This window comes from Glycomyces tarimensis, assembly GCF_054776215.1.
In genome coordinates, this window is record NZ_BAAHCB010000002.1 from 264,660 (window position 1) to 290,094 (window position 25,435).

The window sequence follows — 25,435 nt, forward strand, 5'->3', positions numbered from 1 at the left end:
CCGGTCTCCCGGGCCCCCCTTCGCTCGTTCACGGCCGCCCCGCGGGCGCTAGCGGTAGGCGGAGGACTGGAGTCCGTACAGCTCGGCGTACGTTCCGCCGCGTGCCATGAGCTCGTCGTGCGTGCCGGTCTCGGCGACGCGGCCGTCGTCGAGAACGACGATGAGGTCGGCCATGGAGACGGTCGAGAAGCGGTGCGAGACCAGCACGGTGACGGTGCCGCGCCGGCGGCCGGCCTTGACCTCCTCGGCGAACCGCTCGAACAGGGCGTGCTCGGTCTGGGGATCGAGCGCGGCGGTCGGTTCGTCGAAGACGACCAGGAGCGGCTCGGGCCGCATGCGCCCGCGCCCGATGGCGAGCTTCTGCCACTGCCCGCCGGACAGGTCGGTGCCCTCGTCCCAGCGGGTGCCGAGCCGGGTGTCGAGGCCGCCGGGCAGGTCGTCGATCACGTCGTCGGCCCCGGCGCGGGCCATGGCGGCGCGGACGCGTTCGTCGTCGAAGCCTCCGTCGAGGTCGCCGACGCCGACGGTGTCGCGGGCGGTGAACTCGAACCGGGCGAAGTCCTGGAAGGTCGCGCCGATGCGCCGGCGCCAGTCGTCGACGGAGAAATCAGACAGGTTCGCGCCGTCGACCGTGATCGCACCCCGTGTCGGCTGGTAGAAACCGGACAGGAGCTTGACGAGTGTGGTCTTGCCGGCGCCGTTCTCGCCGACCAGGGCGACGACCTTCCCGGCGGGCAGGTGCAGCGAGACGCCGTCGAGGCAGGGCCGCTCGGCGCCCGCGTAGGCGAACGACACGCCGTCGAGCACGATGCCCTCGTCGAGCCGTTCGGGGATCGGAGCCGGCTCGGCCGGTCCCGCGGACGCGGTTGCGTAGTCGCGCAGCCATTCGAGACGGCGCCCGAGGCGGCCGAGCCGCACCAGCAGCGACGTCTGCATCGCCAGGGCGCCGGCCGAGTTGGCGACCATGCCGATGAGGCCGACCAGCAGGATCACGTCGCCGGCGCTCGCCCGGCCGCGCAGCGCCAGGTAGAGGACGAAGCCGATGCCGGCGGCCATGCCGATCGCCGAGAGGACGCCTTCGCCGGTGACGGCGCGGGCGGCGCGCCACTGCTCCCGGTTGCGGTGGTCGACCACTTCGCGGCCGACCTCGGTGTGGAGCCTGCCGATCGCCGCGGCGCTGCCGAAGACCCGCAGCTCCTTGCCGGAGGGGCCCTCGGTGGCGACCTCGAACAGGTGGCGCCGCTTGCGCTCGGTCTCGCTCGTCTCCTTCATGGCGTTGTCCTCGATGCCGCTGGCGCGCTGGGCGATCGCCATGGCGGCGAGGGCCACCGCGGGGAAGAGCAGCAGCAGCGGATGGACCTGCACGAGCAGGGCGCCGCCGACGAGGATGGTGACGACCGCCCTGAGCCATTGGGCGGTCCAGTTGACGCCGCCGCCGAGCAGCCACCGGTCCTCGCGGATGTGCTGGACCTTGTCCAGGTAGTCGGACCGCTCATGGTGGTCGAGGCCGGGCGGGTCCCCCATGAGCTTCATGAGTTCCCGGTCGGCGGTGCGGTTGGCGTGGTAGAACACCGCGAACACGAGCTTGACGTAGGCGAAGACGACGCCCCAGACGAGGGCGACGCCGACGGCCAGCGCGATCGCCGCGCCGATCGCGGCGCGTTCGTCGCCGTTCTGGACGCCGTCGATCATGAGCTTGAGCATGTAGACGATCAGCGGCATGAGCACCGCCTGGAGCACGCCGAGGGCGATCTGCCCGATGACGGCCTTCGGGTTGGCGCGGAAGCCGATGGCCAGGGAGTTCCAGTATCCGAGCCAGCCGGACTTGAGGTTCGCGATCATGGGGCGTGTCCTAAGCGGTTCGGGCCGTCGAGGGCGGTGCGGGCCAGCCGGTCGGCCTGGAGGGTGAAGGCCTCGGCGTAGGTGCCGCCGAGCGCCATGAGTTCGTCGTGGGAACCGTCCTCGACGACCTTGCCGCCGTCGAGGACGACGATGCGGTCGGCGCGGCGGACGGTCGAGAAGCGGTGCGAGATGACGATGGTGGTGAGTCCGGCGGTGATGTCGAGGAACTGCTCGTAGAGCTCGGCCTCGGCGCGGACGTCGAGGGCGGCGGCCGGTTCGTCGAGGACGAGGACCGTGGCGCCGGCCTGCACGGCGAAGAGCGCCCGCGCCAGGGCGATGCGCTGCCACTGCCCGCCGGAGAGGTCGGTGCCGCCTTCGAACTCTCCCGAGAGGACGGTGTCGAGTCCGTCGGGGAGTGATTCGACGAGCTCGCGGATGCCCATGGGTTCGCAGGCCTTCCAGATGCGCTCGGTGTCGTCGGCGAGGTGCGGGGCGCCCAGGGCGATGTTGTCGCGCACGGTCAGCTGGTAGCGGGTGAAGTCCTGGAACAGCGCGGACAGATGCGTGCGCCATTCGGCGGGCGCGACCTCGGCGATGTCGGTGCCGTCGACGGTGATCTGACCGGCCGTGGGGGCGTAGAGGCCGGTGAGGAGCTTGACGAGGCTGGTCTTGCCCGCGCCGTTGCGCCCGACGACGGCCAGTGACGATCCGGCCGTGATCTCCAGGTCGAGGCCGTCGATCACGGGGGTGTGGCCGCCGGGGTAGGCGAAGCCGACGCCTTCGAAGCGGATCGCCGCTTCGGGCGCGGTCGCGCCGAGCTTCGCGGTGGCCCGCCGCTCGCCGGCTTCCAGCCGCTCGTCGAGGTCGAGGACCTTGGGGATCGGGAGTGTGCCGAAGGAGACGAAGGCGGCGACGTCGTCGAAGGCCGAGAAGTGGAACATGCCTTGGAGGGCCACGGCGTAGACGGCGAGGGCGCCGAAGCCGACGAGTCCGGAGAGCCCCGCGTCGACGAGGGCGACGGTCGTGACCACGGTGAGCGCCAGGAGCGTGCCGATGACGCCGACGGCGGTGCGGACGCGGACGCGTTCGCTGCGGTGGTACTGGGCGAGGCGCTCGCCCCATTTGCGGTCGTAGCGCTCGAAGAGCCAGGGCATCATGCCCCAGACGCGGATCTCTTTGGCCGGGGCGGCGGTGATGGCGAGGTCGCGGAGGTATTCGGTCTCGCGCATCTCCGTGGACTGCAGGTAGGTGGTCTTGCCCATGCGCCCGTACTCGCCCTGCATGGCGAAGAAGATCGCGGGCCAGGCCACGAACCAGGCGAGGCCGATCCAGACGTTGAAGGCGGCCAGGACGATCGAGGAGCCGAAGGCGGTGAGGAACTGCGGCGCGATCGTCGCCAGGCCTTGGACGGCACGCTCGGGGCGGATGAAGTCCATGCCGAGCCGGCGGGCGATGCGCAGCAGGGCGAGGACGTCGTCGTCTTCGAGGTGGGTGATGCCGACGGGACGGGCGACGGCGGCGACGAGGCGGTCCTGCAGGAGCAGTTCGAGTTCACGTCCGAGGGTCAGCGCGTTGGCGCGGTGGACGTTGTCGAGGAGTCGGAAGAGCAGCAGGGCGATCGATCCGGCGGCGAGGAGGAGGTAGGCGCTGCGGGCCTCGGCCGAGTCGGGGCCGGCGGCGGTCGCGTCCGGGATGAGGCCGATGAGCAGGCCGGTGGCGACGGTCGTCGCGAGGGGGAGGGCGGCGACAAGGACGGTGGTGGTGGCGAGGAATGCGGTGCGGGGCCGGGAGATGCGGGGAAGCAGGCGCAGTACGGCGAGTACGCCTCGCCATGCCGGGAACCGGGGGGACGTCATGCTGTTCCAATCTTGACATCATTATGACAGTTTCATGACACCATAACAGAATGTGAGCGCGCTCGCAGCCCTCGAAACGGGCGCCGGGCGCCACGCCGAGCCGATCCCCGGCCTGACCGGTAGTCTTGTTCCACGTGTCAGCTGCGCCGAACCTCGTGAACCTCGAAACCGTGTCCAAGGCCTATCCCGATCAGGTCATCCTCGATGCGGTCTCGCTCGGCGTCGCCGCCGGACAGCGGGTCGGCGTCGTCGGCCGCAACGGCGACGGCAAGTCGACGCTGCTGAAGCTCATCGCGAGGGCCGACGAGCCCGATTCGGGCCGCGTCGTCCACACCGGCGGCACCACGGTCGCGAACCTGGGCCAGACCGACACGCTCCCCGACGGCGAATCGGTGCGCGACGCCCTGTTCGGCGGCGCCGACGCCCACGAATGGGCCTCCTCGCCGCGCGTCCGCGAAGTCCTCGGGGGTCTCTTCGGCGGCCTCGAAGCGCCGAACCTGCCCGAGGGGCTCGACACCAGGATCGGCGTGCTCTCCGGCGGCGAGCGCAGGCGCGTCGACCTGGCGCGGGTCCTCGTCGATCCCGCAGATCTGCTGCTGCTGGACGAGCCGACGAACCACCTCGACATCGAGGGCATCGCCTGGCTGGCGTCCTACTTGAACAGCACCAAATCGGCGATCACCGTCGTCACGCACGACCGGTGGTTCCTCGACGAGATCTGCGACCGGATCTGGGACGTCCAGCGCGGCAACGTGTTCGAGTACGATGGTGGGTACACCGCCTACGTCATGGCGCGCGCCGAGCGCGAACGCCAGGCCGCCCTCGCCGAAGAGAAGCGGCAGAACGTGATGCGCAAGGAGCTGGCCTGGCTGCGGCGCGGCCCCAAGGCTCGCACGTCGAAGGCCAAGTTCCGCGTGGACGCGGCGAACGAGCTCATCGCCGACGAGCCCCCGCCGCGCGACACGGCCGAGTTGGTCTCCTTCGCGACCGGGCGGCTGGGCAAGACGGTCTTCGAGGCGCACGACGTGACGGTCAAAGCCGGAGACCAGGTCCTCCTCGACCACCTCGACTGGATCCTCGGCCCGGGCAAGCGGATCGGGCTCGTCGGCGTCAACGGCGCCGGCAAGACCTCGCTGCTGCGGACGCTCGCCGACGCGGTGGACGACAAGCAGCCCGCCGAGGGCCGCATCAAGGTCGGCCGCACGGTGAAGCTGGCCTGGCTCACCCAGCACATGGAGGAACTGGACGCCTCGTGGCGCGTCCTCGAGTCGATCGAGCAGGTCGCCAAGCGGGTCCAGTTGGGCAAGAAGGAGATGACGGCCGGGCAGCTCGCCGAGCGGCTCGGGTTCGTGGGCGGTCGCCAGCGCACGCTCGTGCGCGACCTCTCGGGCGGCCAGCGGCGACGGCTGCAACTGGCGCGGCTGCTGATGGCCGAGCCGAACGTGCTGTTCCTCGACGAGCCGACCAACGACCTCGACATCGAGACGCTGACGCAGTTGGAGGACCTGCTCGACGACTGGGCGGGAACGATGATCGTGGTGAGCCACGACCGCTACTTCACCGAGCGCGTCGCCGACGAGACGTGGGCGCTGCTGGGCGACAAGAACCTCCGGATGCTGCCGCGGGGCATCGAGGAGTACCTGGAGCGCCGGGCCGAGGTCAAGTCGAGCGCACCGGCGAGCTCGGCCGCGCCGACGAAGCCGCCGTCGCAGTCGACGATCGACCGCGCGACGCAGAAGGAACTGTCGAAACTGGAACGGCGCCTGGAGAAGGTCGAGGACAAGATCGCCTCGGTCCACGCCGACATGGCCGACTTCGCGACGGATCCCGAAAAACTCACCGAGTTGCAGGGCCGCCTGAGCGATCTGGAGCGCGAACGCGACGAGATCGAAGAGCGCTGGATGGAACTGGCCGACTTATCCCCAAGGTTGTCCACAGGTGGCGAAGCCGACCGTGACCGATCGGCGTGTCGGCCGCCACCTGGGTGAACGGGCCCGGACTCGTGCGTTGTCCACAGGCGGGAAAAACGTTCCTTGAGTGTGTTGCGGTGCTGTGTAACGCTGGCCGGAGTTTTGGTGTAGGTAGGCGGTCAGTGGGGGGTCAGACCGCGGATCGCCGAAAGTTCGCAGCGCGGGATAGCGTCCCGCGCTGCGGCACCTCCGCCAGACTCCCGGGAGTAAGCGCGAGCGGCCGGGCCCGCAGGGCCCGAGGGCCCGGCCGCAAGCGCCGATGCAGGAACCGGTGGGCAGGACCAGGCTTCGGGGGCTAGCCGGCCGACCCCTGCCCACCACTGATCCCGTGGACCCGACCGGTGCGCGGCCACTCCCGCCGCCGACATATTCGAACGTCGCGCCACTCCACGGTCTGCACGTCCGCCGCGCGGGCACTTGTCGTCGGGCCGGGCGCTGGAGGTGGGGCATTGTACGGCATTCCGGCATGAATCTACTGCTCGGTAACACGATCTTCATTCACTGATTTATCCCCCTCATCCAGGGCCTTCACATTTATCTGTGATTTCCATAACATCAGAGGGAAAGCCCGAAAGGGACTGGTTTTACCAAGCTGGTCCCCCGGAGTCGGATTGCGCCCCATCGTTCCCCCGCGATCAGATCCGGATCGACCGAAAGGGAGTACCCCCCTTATGCCAACCTCCAGAACACCCATGCGCCGGATATCGGCGGCGGCCTTGGCCGGAGCCACCGGACTCGCCTCGGTCGCACTGGGCGCGGCCGGCGCCCATGCAGATCCCGTGGGCACCGTACTCGGCGCCGACGCCGAGCACGCCGTCGAAGGCGAGTACATCGTCGTCATGGAGAACGAGTTCTCCACCATGTCGGCCGAGTACGACGCCGACATCATCGACACGTTCGGCTTCATCAACGGCTACCTCGCCGAGATGACCCCCGACGAGGCCGCGGAAGTCGCCGCCGACGACTCGGTCGCCTTCGTCGAGCAGAACCAGACCGTCACCGTCGCCGACGTGCAGTCCAACCCGCCCTCCTGGGGCCTCGACCGGGTCGACCAGATCGACTTGCCGCTCGACGACTCGTATGAGTACCTCGGAGACGGCTCCGGGGTGACCGCGTACATCATCGACACCGGCATCCTCGCCGGCCACAGCGAGTTCAGCGGGCGCATCGGCGCCGGCTACGACTTCGTCGACGGCGACGCGAATCCGAGCGACTGCCAGGGCCACGGCACGCACGTCGCCGGCACCGTCGGCGGCACCGACTACGGTCTGGCCAAGGAGGCCACGCTCGTGGGCGTGCGCGTCCTGGACTGCTCGGGCTCGGGCACCTTCGCCGGGGTCATCGACGGCATCGAATGGGTGGCCGACAACGCCTCCGGACCGTCGGTGGCGAACATGAGCCTCGGCGGCTCCTACTCGGCCTCGGTGAACTCGGCGGTCAGCGCCGCCGTCTCCTCGGGGGTCACCTTCGCGGTCGCCGCGGGCAACGAGGACCAGAACGCGTGCAACGTCTCGCCGGCCTCCACCGCCTCGGCGATCACCGTCGGGGCGACCGACAGCCGCGACATGCGCGCCTCGTTCTCCAACTACGGGTCGTGTGTGGACGTCTTCGCTCCGGGAGTGAACATCACCTCGGCGTGGATCGGATCCAATTCGGCGTCGAGGACCATCTCCGGGACCTCGATGGCCTCCCCGCACGTGGCCGGCGCGGTCGCGGTCTACCTGTCGCTCAACCCGAGCGCCACGACCTCGCAGGTGGCCTCCTGGGTGACCGGCAATGCCGGATCGGGCAAGGTCGCCGATGTGCAGGGCAGCCCGAACCTGCTGCTCCACACCGGCGAAGGGGACGGCGGCGGCGACCCCGGCGAGCCCAGCGACTGCTCGGAGAGCTTCACGACGGCCACGCGGCTGGCCGACCGCTCCACCACCGAGACGTCGCTGTCGTTCAGCTGCGAGGGCAACGCCGGTTCCTCCAGCTCACTGTCGGTCGACATCACGCACACCTACCGCGGCGACCTGGAGATCTACCTGATCGCCCCGGACGGCTCGAGTTACCAGGTCAAGAGCGCCGGCTTCGATTCGGCCAACGACGTCAGGGCGACGTACAACGTCAACCTGTCCAGCGAGAGCGCTTCCGGCACATGGAAGCTGCGGATCGTCGACGTCTATTCGGGCGACTCGGGGACACTCAACGGCTGGTCGCTCCAGCTCTGATGCCTCCGGCACAACCGCATATCGGATGACGGCGGGGCCGGGGCTATCGCTCCGGCCCCGCTTTCTCGGTACCGGAATGCACCCCGACATACCTCTCTGTGAATGTCCAGATGCGGGGCGTTTGTGGTTTTTGGACTAATCATGTCCTTGGTAGGTCAATGATTTATTTTTCGCTTTCGGGGTCTTTACGAACTTTGCTCTTTCGCATAGCCTCAGAACGTGAAGCCCTTTCGAGGGCTGACAGTTGCATCACTCTTTCCCCCGGGCGACCCCCCAACGCCACCCCGCGTCGCCGTCCCCAGGGGCCGAACAAAAGGAGTTCCCCCGTTATGTCAACGGCAGGAAACAAACGGCGACTCCGCCGAGCAGCAGCGATTGCGGTCGCCGGTGTGGCCGCGGGCGGATCGCTCGTCGCGGTCAACGCGATGGCCAGCGCCGAGCAGACCGCCGCGATCGACCCGGCCGAGGTCATCCTCGGCGCCGACTCGGCCGACGCGATCGCCGGCGAGTACCTCGTCGTCCTGGAAGACGAAGTGCCACAGGGCGTGGCGGCCCTGGTCGACGACGTCGTGGACGAGGTGACCGGCTCGGTCGACGTCATCGACGAACTCGACGTCGTCAACGGCTTCGTCGCGGAGATGAGCCCGGCGGAGGCCGTCGAGCTCGCCGCGGACGACGCGGTCGCCTACGTCGAGCAGAACCAGACGGTCACCATCGCCGACGTCCAGACCGACCCGCCCTCCTGGGGCCTCGACCGGGTCGACCAGTCCGGGCTGCCGCTCGACGCGTCCTACGCCTACGACTACACCGGCGCGGGCACCACGTCGTACATCCTCGACACGGGGATCAACCTGGGGCACAGCGACTTCGCGGGCCGGCTCGGCGAGGGCTTCGACGCGATCGACCTGGGCGGCAACGGCGATGACTGCCACGGTCACGGCACGCACGTCGCCGGCACGGTGGGCGGGTCGGAACACGGTCTGGCCAAGGAGACCACGCTCGTCCCGATCCGCGTCCTCGACTGCGGCGGTTCGGGTTCCTACGCGGGCATCATCGCGGGCATCGACTGGATCGCGGCGAACGCCTCGGGTCCGTCAGTGGCGAACATGAGCCTGGGCGGCGGGTTCAGCCAGGCGCTGAACGACGCGATCGCCGAGGCGGTCGGCGAAGGCATCACGTTCGCGATCGCCGCGGGCAACGAGGGCGAGGACGCCTGCGGCACGTCTCCGGGCTCGGAGCCGACGGCGATCACCGTGGGCGCCACCGATGAGCGCGACGCGGCGACGTCGTGGTCGAACTGGGGCGAGTGCGTCGACATCCTGGCGCCCGGGGCTCAGATCACCTCGGCGTGGATCGACGGCGAGGACGCGACGAACCGGATCTCGGGCACCTCGATGGCGACCCCGCACGTCGCGGGTGTCGCGGCGCTGTTCTTGGAGGCGAACCCGGAAGCGACCCCGGGTGACGTGGCCGAGGCTCTGACCGCGAACGCCGTCCCGGACGTCATCGGCGACACCAACGGCAGCCCGAACCTGCTGCTGAACAGCGAGTTCCTTTCCGCCGCCGAGTAAAGGGCGGAAGGAGGGAAGGGGGTCGCCGCCGAGCGGTGGCCCCCTTTCTTGTGCCCTCGGTCGATCAGATCGAGTTCGCATTTCTCAGGGGGGAAGCGATGACGACACAGGAACCAGGGTCGTGGTGCATCAGGCGAATGATTCGCAGAGGCCGTATCGCGATGGGGCAGTCGCAGCGCGAGATCGGTGAGGAGATCGACCGCTCCACGGATACGGTCCGGGCCTGGGAGCTGGGGCGGCACGAGGTTCCCGCGCACTCCATCGAGCACCAAGCCCTCATCAACGTCGCGGACTAGATCAATCGGCAGAGCGAGGCGGCCCCGCTTCGGGGGCCGCTCTTCTCGCACTCGGAGGACGACACCGTCGTCGCAGCACCGGCGGCCGTTGGCCTGCACTGAAGCGGGCACGATCGGGCTCCTCAGCCGAGTCCGACGAGCCTGGCGGCGCCGCAGCGGGCCACGGCCACCGCCCGCTCCAACTCGCCCACGTCGCTCACCACCACGGCCCCCTCGTGGAGCAGCAACAGCTCCACCGCGAGCTCCTCGACCTCCCCCATCCCTGCCGCCGTCAACAGCTCGGCGAAGCGGACTTGCAGCCACCGCTTCTGGTCGCCGGCCAGCTCGCGTGACGGGTGGTCGGGCTCGGTCAGCTCGGCGCGGGCGTTGATCATGGCGCAGCCCCTGCCGCCCTCGGTGGCGCGCCACTCCCCCAGCGAGTCGAAGACCGCCACGACGGCCTCGCGAGACCCGGGCGCGGCGGCGATGTGCTGCTCGACGACGGCCCTCCAGCGCACGTCCCTGGCCTTGAGGTAGGCGATGACGAGCTTGTCCTTGGAGCCGAATCGGTCGTAGATCGTCTTCTTGGTCACACCGGCCTCGGCGGCGATGAGGTCGACGCCGACCGACGTGATGCCTCGGTGGTAGAACAGCTCGCTCGCGGCGTCCAGTATGCGGTGCGCGGCCCGCGTCATGCGCGGCTCGGCGGTATCGACGGCCATGGCGGTCCCTCCCTCCCGAAAAGTCCACTGGAAGTATACCGACTTGTTTAGCTACGGTGGTATACCGATCTGTTTACTATTGGAGGGGCCATGACGACCACCGACCGGATCTGGGCCGGCGCCTTCGTGGTGCTGTGGAGCTCCGGCTTCATCGGCGCCGAGCTCGCCACGGCCCACGCCTCGGCCCTGACCGTCCTGAACTGGCGGTTCCTCCTGCTTGCCGCCCCCTCGGCCCTCTGGCTCCTGGCCCGGCGCCCCCGCTTCGCCGCCCGGGACGTGGCCGTCCACGCGGCGATCGGCCTGCTCGCCCAGGTCTCCTACCTCTATGGCGTGGTCGCCGCCACCCAGTTCGGGGTCTCCCCGGGCACGACGGCGCTCATCGCGAGCTTCCAGCCGGCGGTCACCGCGATGGTGGCCTACTTCGTGCTCAGCGAGCGGGTCCGCGGTGTGCAGATCGTCGGCCTCGCGATCGGCTTCCTCGGAGTCGCCCTGGTCGTCTCGGCCGACTACTCCGGAACGGACGCCGCCCTGTGGGCGTTCGCGCTGCCGATCGGCGCGATGCTGAGTCTGGTCGCCGGGACGATCCTGGAGCGCCGCACCCGCCCGCAGAGCCTCGGGCCGCTCGACGCACTCGCCGTCCAGTTCCTCATCGCCGCGGCGGCGTTCACCGCCCTCGCGGCGTCGACCGGCGAGTTCGCACCGACGATGACGCCCGGTTTCTGGGGCGCGATGGCGTGGGTGACGATCCTGTCCGGGCTCGGCGGCTACGGCGCGTACTGGGCGGTGGTGCGCCGCAACGGGGCCACCGCCGCGGCGACGCTGCTCTACCTGACGCCGCCGGTGACGATGCTCTGGGCGTGGGCGATGTTCGCGACACCGGTGCACGTTTGGACCTGGTCGGGCCTGGCCGTCACCGGTGTCGGCGTGGCCTTGACGCTCAAGCGAGTCGATCGAGGACGATCGGTCCGCGCCGCCCCGGTTCCGGTCCGGTCGTCCACTGCCCCTTGAGGCTCTCGGCGGCCGAGGCGAACCGCTCGGGGGTGTCGGTGTGGAGTCGGAACACCGGCTCGCCGGCCTTCACCGGTTCGCCGACGGTCTTGAGGATCTCGACGCCTGCCCCCGCCTGCACCGGCTGGCCCTGCCTGGCGCGGCCGGCGCCGAGACGCCATGCGGCGACGCCGACCGCGTAGGCGTCCATGGCGGCGATGAAGCCGTCGCTTTCGGCGCGGACCTCCTCGGTGTGCCGCGCGACGGGCAGCGCCGCGTCGAGGTCGCCGCCTTGGGCGCCGATCATCTTGCGCCAGGAGTCCATCGCCCGGCCGTCGGCGAGGGCGGCGGCCGGGTCGGCGTCGGCTTTGCCCGCGGCGGCGAGCATCTCGCGGGCGAGGGCGACGGTGAGCTCGACGACGTCGGCGGGGCCGCCGCCCTCGAGGATCTCGATCGACTCGCGCACTTCGAGGGCGTTCCCGGCCGTGCGCCCGAGGGGGACGCTCATGTCGGTGAGCAGGGCCCGGGTGTCGACGCCGTGGTCGCCGCCGAGGCGCACCATCGTCTCGGCGAGTTCCCGGGCCTGGTCGAGGCGCTTCATGAACGCGCCGGAACCGACCTTGACGTCGAGGACGATCGCGTCGGCGCCCTCGGCGATCTTCTTGCTCATGATCGAGGAGGCGATGAGCGGAATCGACTCCACGGTCGAGGTGGTGTCGCGGAGGGCGTAGAGCTTCTTGTCGGCCGGCGCGAGGTCGCCGGTCGCGGCGCACACGACGGCGCCGATCTGCTTGAGCTGGGCGACGACGCCGGCCTCGTCGAGGTCGACGTCGAAGCCGGGGATCGACTCGAGCTTGTCGAGCGTGCCGCCGGTGTGGCCGAGGCCCCGGCCCGACAGCTGCGGGACGGCGACGTCGAAGACCGCGACGAGCGGGGCGAGCGGCAGGGTGATCTTGTCGCCGACGCCGCCGGTGGAGTGCTTGTCCACGCACGGCTTGCCGACCTCGGACAGATCGAGGGTGATGCCCGAGCGGATCATCGCCGCGGTCCAGTCCGCGATCTCCCGCGCGCCGGCGCCGTTGAGGAAGATGGCCATGGCCAGCGCCGACATCTGCTCGTCGGCGACCTCGCCTCTGGTGTAGTTGTCGATGACCCAGTCGATCTGGTCGGTCGACAGCTCGCCTCCGTCCCGTTTGGTGCGGATGACGTCGACTGCGGTGATCATTGCGCGTCCCTCATTCGTTCAGGTGGTCCGGTCCGAAGGCGCCCGGGAGCAGCGCGCCCACCGTGGTCGGTGCGGGGTCGGCGTCCACGAGGCATTCGGGGCCGCCGTGCTCGTAGAGCAGCTGGCGGCATCGGCCGCAGGGGGTGAGGGGCCGGCCGTGGCCGTCGACGCAGGCGAGGGCCACGAGGCGTCCGCCGCCGGTGGCGGCGAGCTCGGAGACCATGCCGCATTCGGCGCACAGGGTCAGGCCGAAGGAGGCGTTCTCGACGTTGCAGCCGGCGACGACGCGGCCGTCGTCGACCAGGCCGGCGACGCCGACGGGGTACTTCGAGTAGGGGACGTAGGCGCGGCGCATCATGTCGACGGCCTTGGCGCGCAGTGTTTCCCAGTCGATGTCGGTCACTATTTGTCCCCTGGGTTGTAGGGCACGCCGTCGGCGGCGGGCGCTTTGGCCCGGCCGATGAGTCCGGCGACGACGACGAGGGTGACCGCGTACGGGAGCATCTGGAGGAACGGGCCGGGGATGATGGCGTCGCCGGCGGCGTCGAGGTATTCGGCGATCTGGCTGGCGAAGCCGAAGATGAGCGCGCCGGCGAGGACGCCGAGCGGGTTCCAGCGGCCGACGATCATGACCGCGAGTGCGACGAAGCCGAGCCCGGCGGTCATGTTCTTGTTGAACGCCAGGGAGTTCGCGAGGGTGAAGAACGCGCCGCCGAAGCCGGAGATGAGGCCGGCGGCGGTGACGTTCCAGAAGCGGAGGCGGTTGACGGCCACGCCCATGGAGTCCGCGGCGGCCGGGTGCTCGCCGACGGAGCGGGTGCGCAGGCCCCAGCGGGTGCGGAAGAGCAGGAACCAGACCGCGAACACCAGGACGAGGCCGATGTAGACGAAGATGTTCTGGTTGAACAGGACCGGCCCGAGCACGGGGATGTCGGCGAGGAAGCCCAGACCGATGCCCTCGAGGGCGTTCGAGGGGACGCCGTAGGCGGAGTTGTAGCCCTCGGTCTTCTTGAGCTGGTCGTACATGAAGCTGGTGAAGCCCAGGGCGAGCAGGTTGAGGATGACGCCGACGACGACCTGGTTGACCTGGTACTTGGTGGCCAGGAGCGCGAGCAGCATCGTGGAGAGGGCCCCGGCGAACATGGCGCCGAGCATGCCGGCGTAGACGTTGCCGGTGATGTTGGCGACCAGGACGCCGGTGAAGGCGCCCATGAGGAACTGGCCTTCGATGCCGATGTTGATCACGCCGGAGCGTTCGCACACGACGCCGGAGAGGGCGCCGAAGATGAACGGGAGCGACAGGAACAGCGCCCCGGCGAGGATCGACTCGACGCGGAAGACCATGCCCGGCTGGGAGACCGCCCACGACAGGAGGGCGATGACGATGGCCGTCACGGCGATCGCGGAGGCCAGCTTGAACTGGCGCCGCCGCACGCCGGCGATCATCCAGGCGCCGCAGGCGACGGTGGCCAGGCCCAGGGCCACGACGGTCGCGCGGGTGGGCAGCGTCCAGGAGGCGTCGGTGAGCGTCCGGTCGAGCGTGAAGGTCGTCTCGCGGTCGCCGGCCAGGGCGGCGAGCGCGAGGGCGGCGAGCACGGCGCCGATGACGCCGTAGACCGCGCCCGACCGCGGGTGGCGTGCGGCGGTGCGCTCGTCGACGCGGGCGTCGTCGGCCCGGGTGTCCACTGCCATGCGGCTCACCAGCCTTTCGCTTCGAGGGTGACCAGGCCGCCGCGCGGCGTGCGCAGGCGCAGGATGGCTTTGACCAGGGCCGGGGCGGCGATGAACAGCACGATCGTCGCCTGCAGGAGCGTCGAGATGTCGACCGGGACATCGGGCTGGGCGGACAGGGCGCCGGCCTTGAGCGCGCCGAACAGGACCGCGGCGGCGACGATGCCGCCGGGCTTGGCCCGGCCGAGCAGGGCGACGGTGATGCCATCGAAGCCGTATTCGAGGGCGGTGTTGGTGGTGATGCCGCCGGAGCCGACGCCGAGCGACAGGGCCGCGCCGGCGAGGCCGGCGAGGCCGCCCGCGACGGCCATCGTGGTGGTGTAGGTGCGGCCGATGCTCATGCCGGCGGTGGCCGAGGCGTGCTCGTTGAAGCCGACCGCGCGGATGCGGTATCCGAAGGTCGATTTCGACAGCAGCCACCACACGAACACGGCGGCGGCGACGCCGATGAGGAGCGCGAGGTTGACGCGGAGGCTGTCGCCGAGCCAGCCGAGCAGGCCCGGCAGTTCCGCCGAGTCGTCGACGGGCTTGGAGACCAGTTCCGAGCGCGTCTGCGAATGGAGGAAGTCGGTGCCGATCGCCCACACCAGGAACAGCGCGGCGATGTTGTTGAGCATGATCGAGGAGATGACCTCGTGCGCCCCGGTGGCGGCCTTGAGGACGCCGGGGACGGCGCCGAAGGCCGCGCCGGCGAGCGCACCCGCGGCGACGGCCAGCGGGATGTGGAGCACGGCCGGGAGGTTCAGGGCGAAGCCGATGATGAGCGCGCCGATCATCCCGAAGATGAGCTGCCCTTGGGCGCCGATGTTGAACAGGCCCGCGCGGAAGGCGAGGCCGACGGCGAGACCGGTGAAGATCAGCGGGGTGGCGTAGGTGAGGGTCTCCGAGATCGGGCGGAGCAGGTCGCCGAACTCGGCGGTGCCCGCGGCGAACCGGTCGACGGTGTTGAAGTTGAGGATCGCGCCTTCGAACAGTGACACGTACGCGTTCGAGACGACCTCCCAGGAGGCCTGGAGGGCGTCGGCGGGCCGGGAGAAGAAGTAACTCCAGGTGCCCCGCACCTGCTCGTCGGAGACGATGAGGAGGATCGCGCCGAAGAGGAAGGCCATGACCAGCGAATAGACGGTGACCATGACCGAGTTCGCCTCGACCAGGTACCGCCCGAAGAGGACCATGAACGGCGGGCGCCGCTCCGGCGTCTCGTCCGCTTCCGGCCCGCCGGCGGCCGGCGCTGCGGTGTCAGTGCTCACGGTCGCCTCCATCGGATTCCTCGTCGGTGCTGTCGCTCTCGCCGGCCGTGTCGGCGCCGACCATGAGGCGGCCGATGACGTCCCTGGGCGTGTCCGGGGCGACCACGCCGACGATGCGGCCGTTGTAGATCACGGCGATGCGGTCGGACAGCGCGTAGATCTCGTCGAGCTCCGAGGAGATCAGCAGGACGCCGGTGCCGCTGTCGCGCTCGGTGATGAGCCGCGAGTGGATGAACTCGGTCGCGCCGACGTCGACGCCGCGGGTCGGCTGGGCGGCGACCAGGAGCCGCCGGGGCCTGGAGAACTCGCGCGCGATGACGACCTTCTGCTGGTTGCCGCCCGACAGCGACGAGGCCGGCTCGTTCGGCGACTGGGTGCGGATGTCGAACTCGGCGATGGAGTCGACGGCCCGCTGGCGGATCGCGGCGGCGTCGACGACGCCGCGCTTGGCGAACGGCTCGTCGCGGTACTGGTTGAGGATGAGGTTCTCGGCGACGGTGAACTCGGTGATGAGCCCGTCGCGGCCGCGGTCCTCGGGGATGTAGCCCAGCCCGCGCTCGATGCGCTCGGCCGGACTGGAGCGGCCGACGCCGCTGCCGTCGATGGTGATGGTCCCGGATTCGGGGTGGACCAGGCCGAGGATCGCGCGGGCCAGTTCGGTCTGGCCGTTGCCTTCCACGCCGGCGAGGCCGACGATCTCGCCCGAGCGGACGGTCAGGTCGAGCCTGTCGAGGACCTTGACCCCGGCGTCGTTGACGACGGTGAGGTCCTCGATCTCGAGGCGGGGGTCGCCGGATTCGGCGGGGGTCTTGTCGACGGTGAGGACGACCTCGCGCCCCACCATCGCCGAGGCCATCTCGGTCTCGGTGGCCGTGGGGGGCAGGTCGGCGACGACCTTGCCGCGCCGGATCACCGTGACGGTGTCGGCGACGGCCTGGACCTCTTTGAGCTTGTGGCTGATGAACAGGATCGACGTGCCGGCGTCGGCGAGGGACCGCATGATGTCGAGCAGTTCGCGGATCTCGGCGGGGGTGAGGACGGCGGTGGGCTCGTCGAGGATGAGCAGCTCGGTCCTGGGGCCCGAGAGGGCCTTGACGATCTCGACGCGCTGCTGGACGCCGACGGGCAGGTCCTCGCAGATCGCGTCGGGGTCCAGGCGCAGGCCGTACTGCTCGGAGACGTCGAGCACGGCCTGGCGGGCCGCGCGCGCCGAGAGCACGCCCGCGGCGCGGGTGTGCTCTCGGCCGAGCTGCACGTTGTCGGCGACGCTGAAGGGCCCGACCAGTTTGAAGTGCTGGTGGACCATGCCGATCCCGGCGGCGATGGCGTCGCCGGGACCGGAGAACTCCACTGCTTCACCGTCGATCAGGATCTCACCGCTGGTCGGCTTGAGAATGCCGTAGAGCATGTTCATGAGCGTGGACTTGCCCGCGCCGTTCTCGCCGAGCACGGCGTGGATCTGTCCTGGCTCGACCGTCAAGTCGATGTCGTCGTCGGCGGTGAACGAGCCGAACTTCTTCGTCAGGCCCTTCAGTTCGAGTCGCAATTGGCGTCCTTCGGATCCCGGCTAGGAGGCGGCGGGCGAGGACGGCGACTCGACGGTGATCGAGCCGTCGATGATGCCGGCCTTGATGTCCTCGAGCTCGGTCTTGGTCTCGTCGGAGACCGCGTCCTCGAACTCGTGGAACGGTGCCAGCGAGACGCCGTCGTTCTCGAGGGTGCCGATGTAGGAGCCGCCGGTGGTGCCGTCGTAGGCGGAGGTGACGGCCTCTTCGACGGCCACGGCCAGGTTCTTCTCGGCGCTGGTGAGGATCGTCGAGCAGTAGTCGGGCAGGGACTCGCAGCCGTCGACGTCGACCCAGATGGCCGCGACGCTCTCGTTCTCGCTGGCGGCGGTGACCGCGCCGGTGCCGGCCGGTCCCGCGACCGGGTGGACGATGTCGGCGCCCTGGGAGATGAACGTCTCGGTCAGGCTCTTGCCGCCCGAGGGGTCCTCGAAGCTGTTGAGGAACGAGCCCTCCTGTGCCTCGGCGTCCCAGCCGAGCACCTCGACGTCGGTGTCCTTGTTCTCGTTGTGGTAGGCGACGCCCTCCACGAAGCCGTCCATGAAGATCGTCACCGGCGGGATCTGCATGCCGCCCCAGGTGGCGACGGTGCCGGTCTCCGACTGCGCGGCGGCGACGTAGCCGGCGAGGAACGCCGACTGGGCGGTGTCGAACTGGATCGAGTAGACGTTCTCAAGCTCGGAGGAGCCGTCGACGATCGCGAACGGGGTGTCGGGGTACTCCTCGGCGATCGCGTTGACGTTCTCGGTCATCAGGCCGCCGACGCCGACGATGAAGTCGCAGCCGTCGTCGACCGAGGACTGGAGGTTCGGGGCGTAGTCCGATTCGTTCGAGGACTCCTTGAAGGACGACTCGATGTCGTCGTTGGCCTCGGCGGCGGCCTGCATCCCGGCCCAGGAGGACTCGTTGAAGGATTTGTCGTCGACGCCGCCGGAGTCGGTGACCATGCAGGCCTGGAACGAGGCTTCGGCGTTGTCCCCGGAGTCCTCCTCGGGGGCTTCGCCGCAAGCGGAGAGGGTGAACAGGCCCGTGGCGGCGACGCCGGCCACGGCGAGCTTGTACGGCTTGACAGCCATCGTTAGGTCTCCTTCGACAGTTCAGGTAATCCCAGCGCCTAATCATGGCCGCCGGGATCGTTGATTGACAGTCACTTTGATCAAGTCGTTACCGAAACATCCTATGACTGAGACCACCCGCGAACAGGTGTTTCGCTCGGACTGCATCGGCGCCCGGACTTATTGCCAGAAGACGGCCACCCCCGCGGTCACCAGCACCATGCCGCCGATGGCCCAGAAGTGGCCGACGTGGACGTTCGTGCGCTTCTTCCACCACGGGACGGCGATCATGACCGCCAGCATCAGCGTGAGCAGGAACTTGACGCCGAGCTTGGCGTGGTTCGCGTCGCCGTCGGCGCTGGCGAGTCCGTACAGGACGATACCGGTGGCGAGCTGGGTGGCGATGCCGTAGAACATCGCGGTGTTGATGTTGCGCCGCGCGGAAAGCCAGGCGGCGAACCAGCCGCCGAAGACCGCGGCGAAGCCGAGCAGGTGCAGGTAGCGCAGGACCAGCTGAACGAATTCCATGATCGGAGTATCGCAGAGCGGCGCGGCCGGCGGCGATCGCTAGGCCGCCGGGCGCGCGCACCCGTCACATCGCTACAGGACCCGGTGGGCGCCGGCGGCCGCGCGGGCGAGGAAGATCCGGGGCGCCGGCAGCCCGGCGGCCTTCGCCGCCCCCTTGACCGCGGCCTCGACCCCGGGCACCGCGGCGGTCTCCACCAGGGCGATCGCCGAGCCGCCGAAGCCGCCGCCGGTCATGCGCGCCCCGAGCGCGCCGGCGCCGAGCGCGGCGTCGACGGCGGAGTCGAGCTCGACCGAGGAGATCTCGTAGTCATCCCTCATGGACACGTGGGAGGCGGTGAGCAGCTTCCCGATGTCGGCGACCGACCCGGATCGCAGGACCCGGGCGGTGTCGAGGACCCGCTGGTTCTCGGTGACGATGTGCCGCAGGCGCCGGTTCAGGCGCTCGTCGGGGAGGCTCGCGTCGGCGGGCGCGTCGCGCAGGAACTCGACGCCGAGGAGCCGGGCGGCCTGTTCGCAGTCGGCGCGGCGGGCGGCGTACTCGCCGTCGGCGTGCCGGTGCGGGGCGTTGGTGTCCACCACGAGCATGGCCAGGCCCTCGTCTTCGAGGCGGAACGGGACCTGCTCCCTGGAGAGGTCGCGGCAGTCCATGAACATCGCGTGTCCCTCGGTGCACAGCAGCGAGGCGGACTGGTCGAGGATGCCGGTGGGGGCGCCGACGTATTCGTTCTCGGCGCGGCGCGCGATGCGGGCGGCCTCTGGCCGGGGGATGCGGTGCCCGTAGAGCTCGGCCAGCGCCGGCAGCGCCGCGCATTCGAGCGCGGCCGAGGAGGACAGTCCGGCGCCGTGGGGCACGTCCGAGTGGATGGCGATCCTGGCCGGGCCGACCTCGTAGCCGGCCTCGTTCATCGCCCAGGCGACACCGGCGAGGTAGGCGGCCCAGCCGCCGATGCCCTCGAGGGTGTCGGACCGGACGATCTGGCCGCCGCCGTGGGTCGAGTGGAACGCCCACGCGTCGGCCTTCGACGCCGCGGCGGCGGCGTAGAACGGCAGCGCGAAGGGCATCACGAAGCCCTCGTTGTAGTCGGTGTGCTCGCCGATGAGGTTGACGCGGCCGGGCGCGGCCCACACGCCTTGGGGCGCGGTGCCGAACTGGGTGCGGAAGACCTCTGCGGCGGTGGCGGAGAGCGCGGCCGCGTGCTCGTCAGGAGTGGGCATGCCGGTAGTACTCCCAGGCGTCGGCGACCATGCGGTCGAGGCTGTCTCGGCTGGGCTTCCAGCCCAGTTCGCGCTTGGCCTTCTCGGAGGAGGCCACGAGCGCGGCGGGGTCGCCGGGGCGGCGGCCCTCGACGACGACGGGGAAGTCGACGCCGGTGACGCGCTTGACGGTCGCGACGACCTCCTTGTTGGAGAAGCCGTTGCCGTTGCCGAGGTTGTAGATCTTGTGCTCGCCGGGCTCGGCGGCGCGCAAAGCGAGCAGGTGGGCGTCGGCGAGGTCGGCGACGTGGATGTAGTCGCGGACGCAGGTGCCGTCCGGGGTCGGGTAGTCGTCGCCGAACAGGACCATCCGCTCGCGCTTGCCCGCGGCGGCGTCGAGCGCGATCGGGATGATGTGCGTCTCCGGTTCGTGGTTCTCCCCGTGCCAGGTGCCGCCGCGGTCCTGGTAGGCGCCGACGACGTTGAAGTAGCGCAGGCTCACGGCGGCGAGGCCGTAGGCGGTGACCGCGGACTGGATCGCCATGTCGCTGGAGAGTTTCGTGGCGCCGTAGGTGGAGGTGGGGGCCTTGACGGCGTCCTCGCGGATGGGGACCTCGGTCGGGTTGCCGTAGACGGCCGCGGTCGAGGAGAACACGAGGGTCTTCACGCCCGCCTCGCGCATGGCGCCGAGCAGCCAGAAGGTGCCGGTCGTGTTCGCCTCCCAGTAGATGCCGGGCCGCTGCATGGACTCCCCGGCGGCGATGAGGCCCGCGAAGTGGAGCACCGCGTCGAAGGACGAGTCGAGCACCTCCCCCGCGTCCTGGACGCGCTTTCGGACCAGGACCGCTCCCGCGGGGACGCGCTCGGCGGACCCGGTCGAGCAGTCGTCGAGGACGACCACGTCGTGGCCGTCTTCGAGCAGCATCGTGGCGACGATCGAGCCGATGTAACCGGCGCCGCCGGTGACGAGGTATTTCACAGCGCATCCCTCAATATCTGTGCGGCCTTCTCGGGGCCCAGGTCGTTGACGAAGCCGCCCATGACCGATTCCGAGGAGGCCAGGAACTTGACTTTGCCCGCCGCGCGGCGGATGGAGACGATCTCGAGCCGGAGCCACGCGAGGTCGCGGTGCTCGCCGACCGGGGCCTGGTGCCAGCCGGACATGTAGGGCATCTTCCCGTCCTCGAACGCCCCGTCGAAGCGGCGGAGCACGTCGAGGTAGAGCGGCGCGAACGAGGCGATGTACTCCTGGGGCAGTTCGGCGAGGTCGGCGAACCGCTCGTTGGGGTAGACGTGGACCTCGAACGGCCAGCGCGCGGCGTAGGGCACGAACGCGGTCCAGTGGTCGTTGGCGGCCACGACGCGGGGGCCGGCCTGCTCGGAGGCGAGGATGTCGCCGAACAGGTCGCGGCCGGTGGCCTCCCGGTGGCGGACGGCGGCCTCGAGGTGCCTACGGGTCTGCGGGGTCACGAACGGGTAGCCGTAGATCTGGCCGTGCGGGTGGTGGAGGGTCACGCCGATCTCCACGCCGCGGTTCTCGAAGCAGAACACCTGGGCGACGTCGCCGCGCGAGGACAGGTCGGCGGTGCGCTGGGCGAGGGCGGCCACGACCAGTTCGACGCGTTCGGGCGGCAGGTCCACGAAGGAGGCGTCGTGCTCGGAGGAGAAGCAGACCACTTCGCACCGGCCGGTGGCCGGGACGCTGATCTCCAGGTCCGGGCCGGTGCCATCGGGCGCCGTGGGACCGCTTGTGGCGGTGCCGCCGCTGTGCCGCTCGGTTTCGACGACGACGCCGCCGAAGCTGGGGAAGCGGTTCTCGAACACCGCGACCTCGTAGTCCGGCGCCGGGACCTCGGTGAGCTCGTCGCCTTCGGAGGGGCACAGCGGGCAGGCGACCGGGAGCTGCGGGCGGGCGTTGCGGCCCGCGGAGACGGCGACCCACTCGTCGCGCAGCGGGTCGTAGCGCAGCTGCCCGGCATCGGCGCGCTCGCCCAGCTCGCGCTTGTCGGCGAAGGAGGCGCGCTCGGCGTCGGGGACGGTGTTGAAGTAGAGCACCTGGCGGCCGTCGGCGAGGCTGCCGGTCTCGGTGTACAGGCGGGGTTCGCTCACGCTGTTCTCATCTCGGCTACGGGGGCGAGCACGACCTGGTCGACGTGCTCGGTCAGGGTCTTGCGGGCCTCCTCGTCGAGGCGCGCGTCGGTGACGATGACGTCGGCGTCGGACAGGGCCGCGATGGTGGCGATGCCGACGACGTCGAATTTCGTGTGGTCGGCGACGACGACCATCCTGCGGCCCTTGCCGGCGAGGGTCGCGACGGTCTCGGCTTCGAGCAGGTTCGGGGTGGTGAAGCCGGCGCGGGTGGACATGCCGTGGACGCCGAGGAAGACGGTGTCGACATTCACCCGTTCGAGTGAGGCGACCGCGAACGGGCCGACGAGCGCGTCGGAAGGCGTTCGCACGCCGCCGGTGAGGATGACGGTCTGATCGGTCCTGCCGGAGCGGTAGAACACGTCGGCGACGGGCACCGAGTTCGTGACGACGGTGAGGTCGGGGACGTCGGTGAGGCGGTGGGCGAGGGTCCAGGTGGTCGTCCCGGCGGACAGGGCGATGGCCTGTCCGGGCCCGACGAGGCCGGCGGCGGCCTCGGCGATGGCCTCCTTCTCGGCCTCCTGGCGGACCTGCTTGACCGCGAAGCCGGGTTCGGTGGTGGAGCCGAAGTCCACCGCGGTCGCCCCGCCGTGGACCTTGGCGACCAGGCCGCGGTCGGCCAGGCTCTCGAGGTCGCGCCGGATCGTCATGTCCGACACGCCGAACTCCTCGACCAGTTCGGCCACCCTGACGGCGCCGGTCCGGTGGACGCGTTCGGCGATCCTGCTCTGTCGCTGTTGCGCCAGCATCTTCGATGGCTCCTCGGTCACTCGGAAGGCAGACTGCTCAAGATCAAACACAATTAAACATGACTGTGGCCGCCTCCGCAATACCGGGTGGCCGCTCGCTCCGCCCGGATGTCAGAATCGACCCATGACCACCGCAGATCGCAGGCCCCGGGTCTTCTCGGGGATCCAGCCCACCTCGGACTCATTCCACCTCGGGAACTATCTGGGTGCGCTGCGGCAGTGGGTGACGTTGCAGGAGACCTCCGACGCGTTCTACTGCGTCGTCGATCTCCACGCGATCACGGTCGGTCATGACCCCAAGGTATTGCACGAGCGCTCCCGCGTGTCGGCGGCGCAGCTGCTGGCCCTCGGGATCGACCCCGAGCGCTCCACGCTGTTCATCCAGTCGCAGGTGCCCGAGCACCCGATGCTGACGTGGATCCTCGGCTGCGAGACCGGCATGGGCGAGGCCTCGCGCATGACCCAGTTCAAGGACAAGTCCGCCAAACAAGAACGCACAACGGTGGGCCTGTTCAGCTACCCGATCCTCCAGGCCGCCGACATCCTGCTCTACCAGACCGAGCGGGTCCCGGTCGGCAAGGACCAGCAGCAGCACCTCGAGCTCAGCCGCGACCTGGCGATCCGGTTCAACACCACGTTCGGCAGCACCTTCGCCGTCCCCGAGGCCCACATCGTCAAGAGCACCGCCACCATCAAGGACCTGGCCGAGCCCGGCAAGAAGATGTCGAAGTCCTCCGAGTCTCCGCGCGGGTGCCTGTACCTGCTCGATTCGCCGAGCCAGATGCGCAAGAAGATCAAGAGCGCCGTCACCGACTCCGAGGCCGAGGTCCGCTACGACGAGGAGCACAAGCCCGGAGTGTCGAACCTGCTCAACATCTACTCGGCGCTCAGCGGCACCGCGGTCGACAAGCTCGAGGCCCAGTACGAGGGCAAGGGTTACGGCGACTTCAAGACCGACCTGGCCGAGGTCGCGGTCGAGTCGCTCGAGCCGATCGCCACCGCCACCCGCGAATACCTCGCCGACAAGGCCGAACTCGACCGGATCATCGCGAAGGGCGCCGAGAAGGCCCGCGCCATCGCCGGCCGCACGCTCGCCAAGGCGTACAAGAAGGTCGGCTTCTACCCCCCGGTGACGAATTAGTGGAAGAGGGGGGTATCACGGTCGGCGTGGCCATCCCGGTGCCCGAACCGTGGCGCACTGAGCTCGACGACGCCCGAATCGCCTCGGGCGACCCGCTCGGCGGCGTGGTGCCCGCGCACCTGACCCTCCTCGGCCCCACCGAAATCTGCCCCGAAGCGCTCGAACGGCTCGAAGAGCACCTGGCGGACCTCGCGGCGAACATGCGGCCGTTCGAACTGCACCTGCGCGGCACCGGCTCGTTCCGGCCGGTCACCGAGGTGGTGTTCGTCGCGGTCGTCGACGGCATCGCGGTCTGCGAGCAGCTCGAGTCCGCGATCCGGAACGGCCCGATCCAGCGCCGGGAGCAGCGGTTCCCCTACCACCCGCACGTGACGGTGGCCCAGGACGTCGGCAAGGAGGCCCTGGACCGGACGTTCATGGCGCTCTCGGACTTCGAGGCGAAGTTCGAGGTCGACTCGTTCACGCTGTACACGCACGGCACCATCGACGACCCGATCGGGACGGCGACGCCGTGGACGCCCAGGCAGGTCTTCGCGTTCCTGGCCGACTAGGCGGCTCAGAAGTCGAACAACTCCTCGAAGACGCTCTTGCGCTTGCGCTTCTTGTAATGGCGGTCGCGGTCACCGTAGTGGCGCCGGTCGTCGTAGCGGCGATCGTCGTAGCGCCGGTCGTCGTAGACCGGGGCGGGAGCGGAGCGCGCCGGGGCCATGCGGGCGTTGAAGGCCGCCTCGGCGTCGAGGAGATGGTCCAACTCGCCGCGGTCGAGGAAGATGCCCCGGCATCCGGTGCACTGCTCGACCACGACACCGTTGCGCTCGTACTGCTGCATCAAGCCATGACATTTAGGACAGAGCATTTCCATGGAGCCAAGATACCGCGTCCGCGGCCCCGTCGACCAGCACCGATCCGGCACCTCGGCCATGTGCGAACGAACCGCCCGACGAGGGGATGTATGTAAGAAATACGATGAAAGCCATTCTCGGTATCGACATCGTATCGAGGTTCGTGACACCGTCTTCGTGTTGTGGGCCACGCCCACACGGTGATTCCGAAACGGAGAGAACAGTGAAACGAATCCTGATGGCGCTCATGACTCTCGGAGCCGCGGTGGCGCTCTCCACCGCGCTCGCGAGCCCCGCATCCGCCGCGCCCGATCTCGGCGCGGCGTCGACCTGCTGGGCGACCGCCGAGGAGAACCGGGCGGTCTGGGCCGAGCCGGGGACCTCCGACGGCACGGTCGGCTCGGTCATCGCGAACCAGACCTACGCCACCGAATGCGCCCTCGTCGAGGGCGAGTCCTACAGCGCCTGCGGGTCGACCACCAGCCTGTGGGCGTACGTGAACTACGCCGCCGACCGCTGGGGCTACGTCCCGAGCTCCTGCGTCCGCTCGGCTTCATAGCGGCGTGACGTC

The 25,435-nt window shown here is 69.8% G+C and carries 23 protein-coding genes; 8 read left to right on the forward strand and 15 right to left on the reverse strand.

Going from position 1 to position 25,435, the window contains the following annotated elements; genetic code table 11:
- Positions 1-48: 48 nt before the first annotated feature.
- Positions 49-1,842, reverse strand: a complete 1,794-nt coding sequence (locus ACYVK3_RS03325) for an ABC transporter ATP-binding protein (protein WP_460495830.1) — start codon at positions 1,840-1,842, stop codon at positions 49-51.
- Positions 1,839-3,698, reverse strand: coding sequence for an ABC transporter ATP-binding protein (locus tag ACYVK3_RS03330; protein WP_460495831.1), 1,860 nt, complete (start codon positions 3,696-3,698; stop codon positions 1,839-1,841). The genes ACYVK3_RS03325 and ACYVK3_RS03330 overlap by 4 nt, the downstream gene beginning before the upstream one ends.
- A gap of 134 nt (positions 3,699-3,832) precedes the next feature.
- Between ACYVK3_RS03330 and ACYVK3_RS03335 the strand changes: the two genes are divergently transcribed.
- From ACYVK3_RS03335 to ACYVK3_RS03350, 4 genes are all read left to right on the forward strand, one after another.
- A complete protein-coding gene (locus ACYVK3_RS03335) occupies positions 3,833-5,686 on the forward strand; it encodes an ABC-F family ATP-binding cassette domain-containing protein (RefSeq protein ID WP_460495832.1) in 1,854 nt (617 codons plus the stop codon).
- A 674-nt stretch (positions 5,687-6,360) separates the two neighbouring features.
- Positions 6,361-7,881, forward strand: coding sequence for a S8 family serine peptidase (locus ACYVK3_RS03340; protein WP_460495833.1), 1,521 nt, complete (start codon positions 6,361-6,363; stop codon positions 7,879-7,881).
- A 329-nt stretch (positions 7,882-8,210) separates the two neighbouring features.
- Positions 8,211-9,452: a S8 family peptidase gene (locus tag ACYVK3_RS03345; protein WP_460495834.1), complete on the forward strand. Its 1,242-nt coding sequence runs from the start codon at positions 8,211-8,213 to the stop codon at positions 9,450-9,452.
- Between the two features lie 161 nt (positions 9,453-9,613).
- Entirely contained in the window at positions 9,614-9,748 is a 135-nt protein-coding gene (locus tag ACYVK3_RS03350) for a hypothetical protein (protein ID WP_460495835.1), read from the forward strand.
- A gap of 122 nt (positions 9,749-9,870) precedes the next feature.
- On the opposite strand, the gene ACYVK3_RS03355 is transcribed toward ACYVK3_RS03350, so the two are convergent.
- Complete coding sequence (locus ACYVK3_RS03355) at positions 9,871-10,449, reverse strand: TetR/AcrR family transcriptional regulator (protein ID WP_460495836.1); 579 nt, start codon at positions 10,447-10,449, stop codon at positions 9,871-9,873.
- Between the two features lie 90 nt (positions 10,450-10,539).
- Between ACYVK3_RS03355 and ACYVK3_RS03360 the strand changes: the two genes are divergently transcribed.
- A complete protein-coding gene (locus ACYVK3_RS03360; protein ID WP_460495837.1) occupies positions 10,540-11,457 on the forward strand; it encodes a DMT family transporter in 918 nt (305 codons plus the stop codon).
- On the opposite strand, the gene ACYVK3_RS03365 is transcribed toward ACYVK3_RS03360, so the two are convergent.
- The 11 genes from ACYVK3_RS03365 to ACYVK3_RS03415 form a co-directional block, all read right to left on the reverse strand.
- Positions 11,387-12,661 carry a thymidine phosphorylase gene (locus tag ACYVK3_RS03365; protein ID WP_460495838.1) on the reverse strand — a complete coding sequence of 425 codons (1,275 nt, stop codon included), beginning with the start codon at positions 12,659-12,661 and terminating at the stop codon, positions 11,387-11,389. The two genes, ACYVK3_RS03360 and ACYVK3_RS03365, sit on opposite strands and share 71 nt — an antisense overlap.
- A 10-nt stretch (positions 12,662-12,671) precedes the next feature.
- Positions 12,672-13,064 carry a cytidine deaminase gene (locus ACYVK3_RS03370; protein WP_460495839.1) on the reverse strand — a complete coding sequence of 131 codons (393 nt, stop codon included), beginning with the start codon at positions 13,062-13,064 and terminating at the stop codon, positions 12,672-12,674.
- Entirely contained in the window at positions 13,064-14,353 is a 1,290-nt protein-coding gene (locus tag ACYVK3_RS03375; RefSeq protein ID WP_460495840.1) for an ABC transporter permease, read from the reverse strand. Before ACYVK3_RS03375 ends, ACYVK3_RS03370 begins: the two co-directional genes overlap by 1 nt.
- 5 nt (positions 14,354-14,358) lie before the next feature.
- Entirely contained in the window at positions 14,359-15,654 is a 1,296-nt protein-coding gene (locus tag ACYVK3_RS03380; protein ID WP_460495841.1) for an ABC transporter permease, read from the reverse strand.
- Positions 15,632-17,188: an ABC transporter ATP-binding protein gene (locus ACYVK3_RS03385; protein ID WP_460495842.1), complete on the reverse strand. Its 1,557-nt coding sequence runs from the start codon at positions 17,186-17,188 to the stop codon at positions 15,632-15,634. The genes ACYVK3_RS03380 and ACYVK3_RS03385 overlap by 23 nt, the downstream gene beginning before the upstream one ends.
- A 21-nt stretch (positions 17,189-17,209) precedes the next feature.
- On the reverse strand, positions 17,210-18,283 hold the full coding sequence (locus ACYVK3_RS03390) for a BMP family lipoprotein (RefSeq protein WP_460495843.1): 1,074 nt from the start codon (positions 18,281-18,283) through the stop codon (positions 17,210-17,212).
- A gap of 159 nt (positions 18,284-18,442) precedes the next feature.
- Positions 18,443-18,790 (reverse strand): hypothetical protein, encoded by a 348-nt coding sequence (locus ACYVK3_RS03395; protein ID WP_460495844.1) that lies wholly within the window; start codon positions 18,788-18,790, stop codon positions 18,443-18,445.
- Between the two features lie 72 nt (positions 18,791-18,862).
- Positions 18,863-20,005: a galactokinase gene (gene galK, locus ACYVK3_RS03400; RefSeq protein ID WP_460495845.1), complete on the reverse strand. Its 1,143-nt coding sequence runs from the start codon at positions 20,003-20,005 to the stop codon at positions 18,863-18,865.
- Entirely contained in the window at positions 19,992-20,963 is a 972-nt protein-coding gene (gene galE, locus ACYVK3_RS03405) for an NAD-dependent epimerase/dehydratase family protein (protein WP_460495846.1), read from the reverse strand. Before galE ends, galK begins: the two co-directional genes overlap by 14 nt.
- Positions 20,960-22,093 (reverse strand): galactose-1-phosphate uridylyltransferase, encoded by a 1,134-nt coding sequence (gene galT, locus ACYVK3_RS03410; protein ID WP_460495847.1) that lies wholly within the window; start codon positions 22,091-22,093, stop codon positions 20,960-20,962. The genes galE and galT overlap by 4 nt, the downstream gene beginning before the upstream one ends.
- The gene (locus ACYVK3_RS03415; RefSeq protein WP_460495848.1) at positions 22,090-22,881 is read right to left on the reverse strand and encodes a DeoR/GlpR family DNA-binding transcription regulator; all 792 of its coding nucleotides are present in this window, start codon (positions 22,879-22,881) and stop codon (positions 22,090-22,092) included. The genes galT and ACYVK3_RS03415 overlap by 4 nt, the downstream gene beginning before the upstream one ends.
- Before the next feature lie 124 nt (positions 22,882-23,005).
- On the opposite strand from ACYVK3_RS03415, the gene trpS reads away from it, so the two are divergent.
- Positions 23,006-24,022 carry a tryptophan--tRNA ligase gene (trpS, locus tag ACYVK3_RS03420; protein WP_460495849.1) on the forward strand — a complete coding sequence of 339 codons (1,017 nt, stop codon included), beginning with the start codon at positions 23,006-23,008 and terminating at the stop codon, positions 24,020-24,022.
- Between the two features lie 26 nt (positions 24,023-24,048).
- Entirely contained in the window at positions 24,049-24,573 is a 525-nt protein-coding gene (locus ACYVK3_RS03425; protein ID WP_460495850.1) for a 2'-5' RNA ligase family protein, read from the forward strand.
- Between the two features lie 5 nt (positions 24,574-24,578).
- On the opposite strand, the gene ACYVK3_RS03430 is transcribed toward ACYVK3_RS03425, so the two are convergent.
- The gene (locus tag ACYVK3_RS03430) at positions 24,579-24,884 is read right to left on the reverse strand and encodes a TFIIB-type zinc ribbon-containing protein (RefSeq protein WP_460495851.1); all 306 of its coding nucleotides are present in this window, start codon (positions 24,882-24,884) and stop codon (positions 24,579-24,581) included.
- A gap of 203 nt (positions 24,885-25,087) precedes the next feature.
- Here ACYVK3_RS03430 and ACYVK3_RS03435 point away from each other — a divergent pair, with 203 nt between their 5' ends.
- Positions 25,088-25,423 carry a hypothetical protein gene (locus ACYVK3_RS03435; RefSeq protein ID WP_460495852.1) on the forward strand — a complete coding sequence of 112 codons (336 nt, stop codon included), beginning with the start codon at positions 25,088-25,090 and terminating at the stop codon, positions 25,421-25,423.
- Positions 25,424-25,435: the final 12 nt, after the last annotated feature.

Coding starts and splice junctions, on each gene's coding strand:
- ACYVK3_RS03325 (WP_460495830.1), bottom strand. CDS start 1,842: ATGATCGCGAACCTCAAGTCCGGCTGGCTCGGATACTGGAACTCCCTG.
- ACYVK3_RS03330 (WP_460495831.1), bottom strand. CDS start 3,698: ATGACGTCCCCCCGGTTCCCGGCATGGCGAGGCGTACTCGCCGTACTG.
- ACYVK3_RS03340 (WP_460495833.1), top strand. CDS start 6,361: ATGCGCCGGATATCGGCGGCGGCCTTGGCCGGAGCCACCGGACTCGCC.
- ACYVK3_RS03345 (WP_460495834.1), top strand. CDS start 8,211: ATGTCAACGGCAGGAAACAAACGGCGACTCCGCCGAGCAGCAGCGATT.
- ACYVK3_RS03350 (WP_460495835.1), top strand. CDS start 9,614: ATGGGGCAGTCGCAGCGCGAGATCGGTGAGGAGATCGACCGCTCCACG.
- ACYVK3_RS03355 (WP_460495836.1), bottom strand. CDS start 10,449: ATGGCCGTCGATACCGCCGAGCCGCGCATGACGCGGGCCGCGCACCGC.
- ACYVK3_RS03360 (WP_460495837.1), top strand. CDS start 10,540: ATGACGACCACCGACCGGATCTGGGCCGGCGCCTTCGTGGTGCTGTGG.
- ACYVK3_RS03365 (WP_460495838.1), bottom strand. CDS start 12,661: ATGATCACCGCAGTCGACGTCATCCGCACCAAACGGGACGGAGGCGAG.
- ACYVK3_RS03375 (WP_460495840.1), bottom strand. CDS start 14,353: ATGGCAGTGGACACCCGGGCCGACGACGCCCGCGTCGACGAGCGCACC.
- ACYVK3_RS03380 (WP_460495841.1), bottom strand. CDS start 15,654: ATGGAGGCGACCGTGAGCACTGACACCGCAGCGCCGGCCGCCGGCGGG.
- ACYVK3_RS03390 (WP_460495843.1), bottom strand. CDS start 18,283: ATGGCTGTCAAGCCGTACAAGCTCGCCGTGGCCGGCGTCGCCGCCACG.
- ACYVK3_RS03395 (WP_460495844.1), bottom strand. CDS start 18,790: ATGGAATTCGTTCAGCTGGTCCTGCGCTACCTGCACCTGCTCGGCTTC.
- galK (WP_460495845.1), bottom strand. CDS start 20,005: ATGCCCACTCCTGACGAGCACGCGGCCGCGCTCTCCGCCACCGCCGCA.
- ACYVK3_RS03415 (WP_460495848.1), bottom strand. CDS start 22,881: ATGCTGGCGCAACAGCGACAGAGCAGGATCGCCGAACGCGTCCACCGG.
- trpS (WP_460495849.1), top strand. CDS start 23,006: ATGACCACCGCAGATCGCAGGCCCCGGGTCTTCTCGGGGATCCAGCCC.
- ACYVK3_RS03430 (WP_460495851.1), bottom strand. CDS start 24,884: ATGGAAATGCTCTGTCCTAAATGTCATGGCTTGATGCAGCAGTACGAG.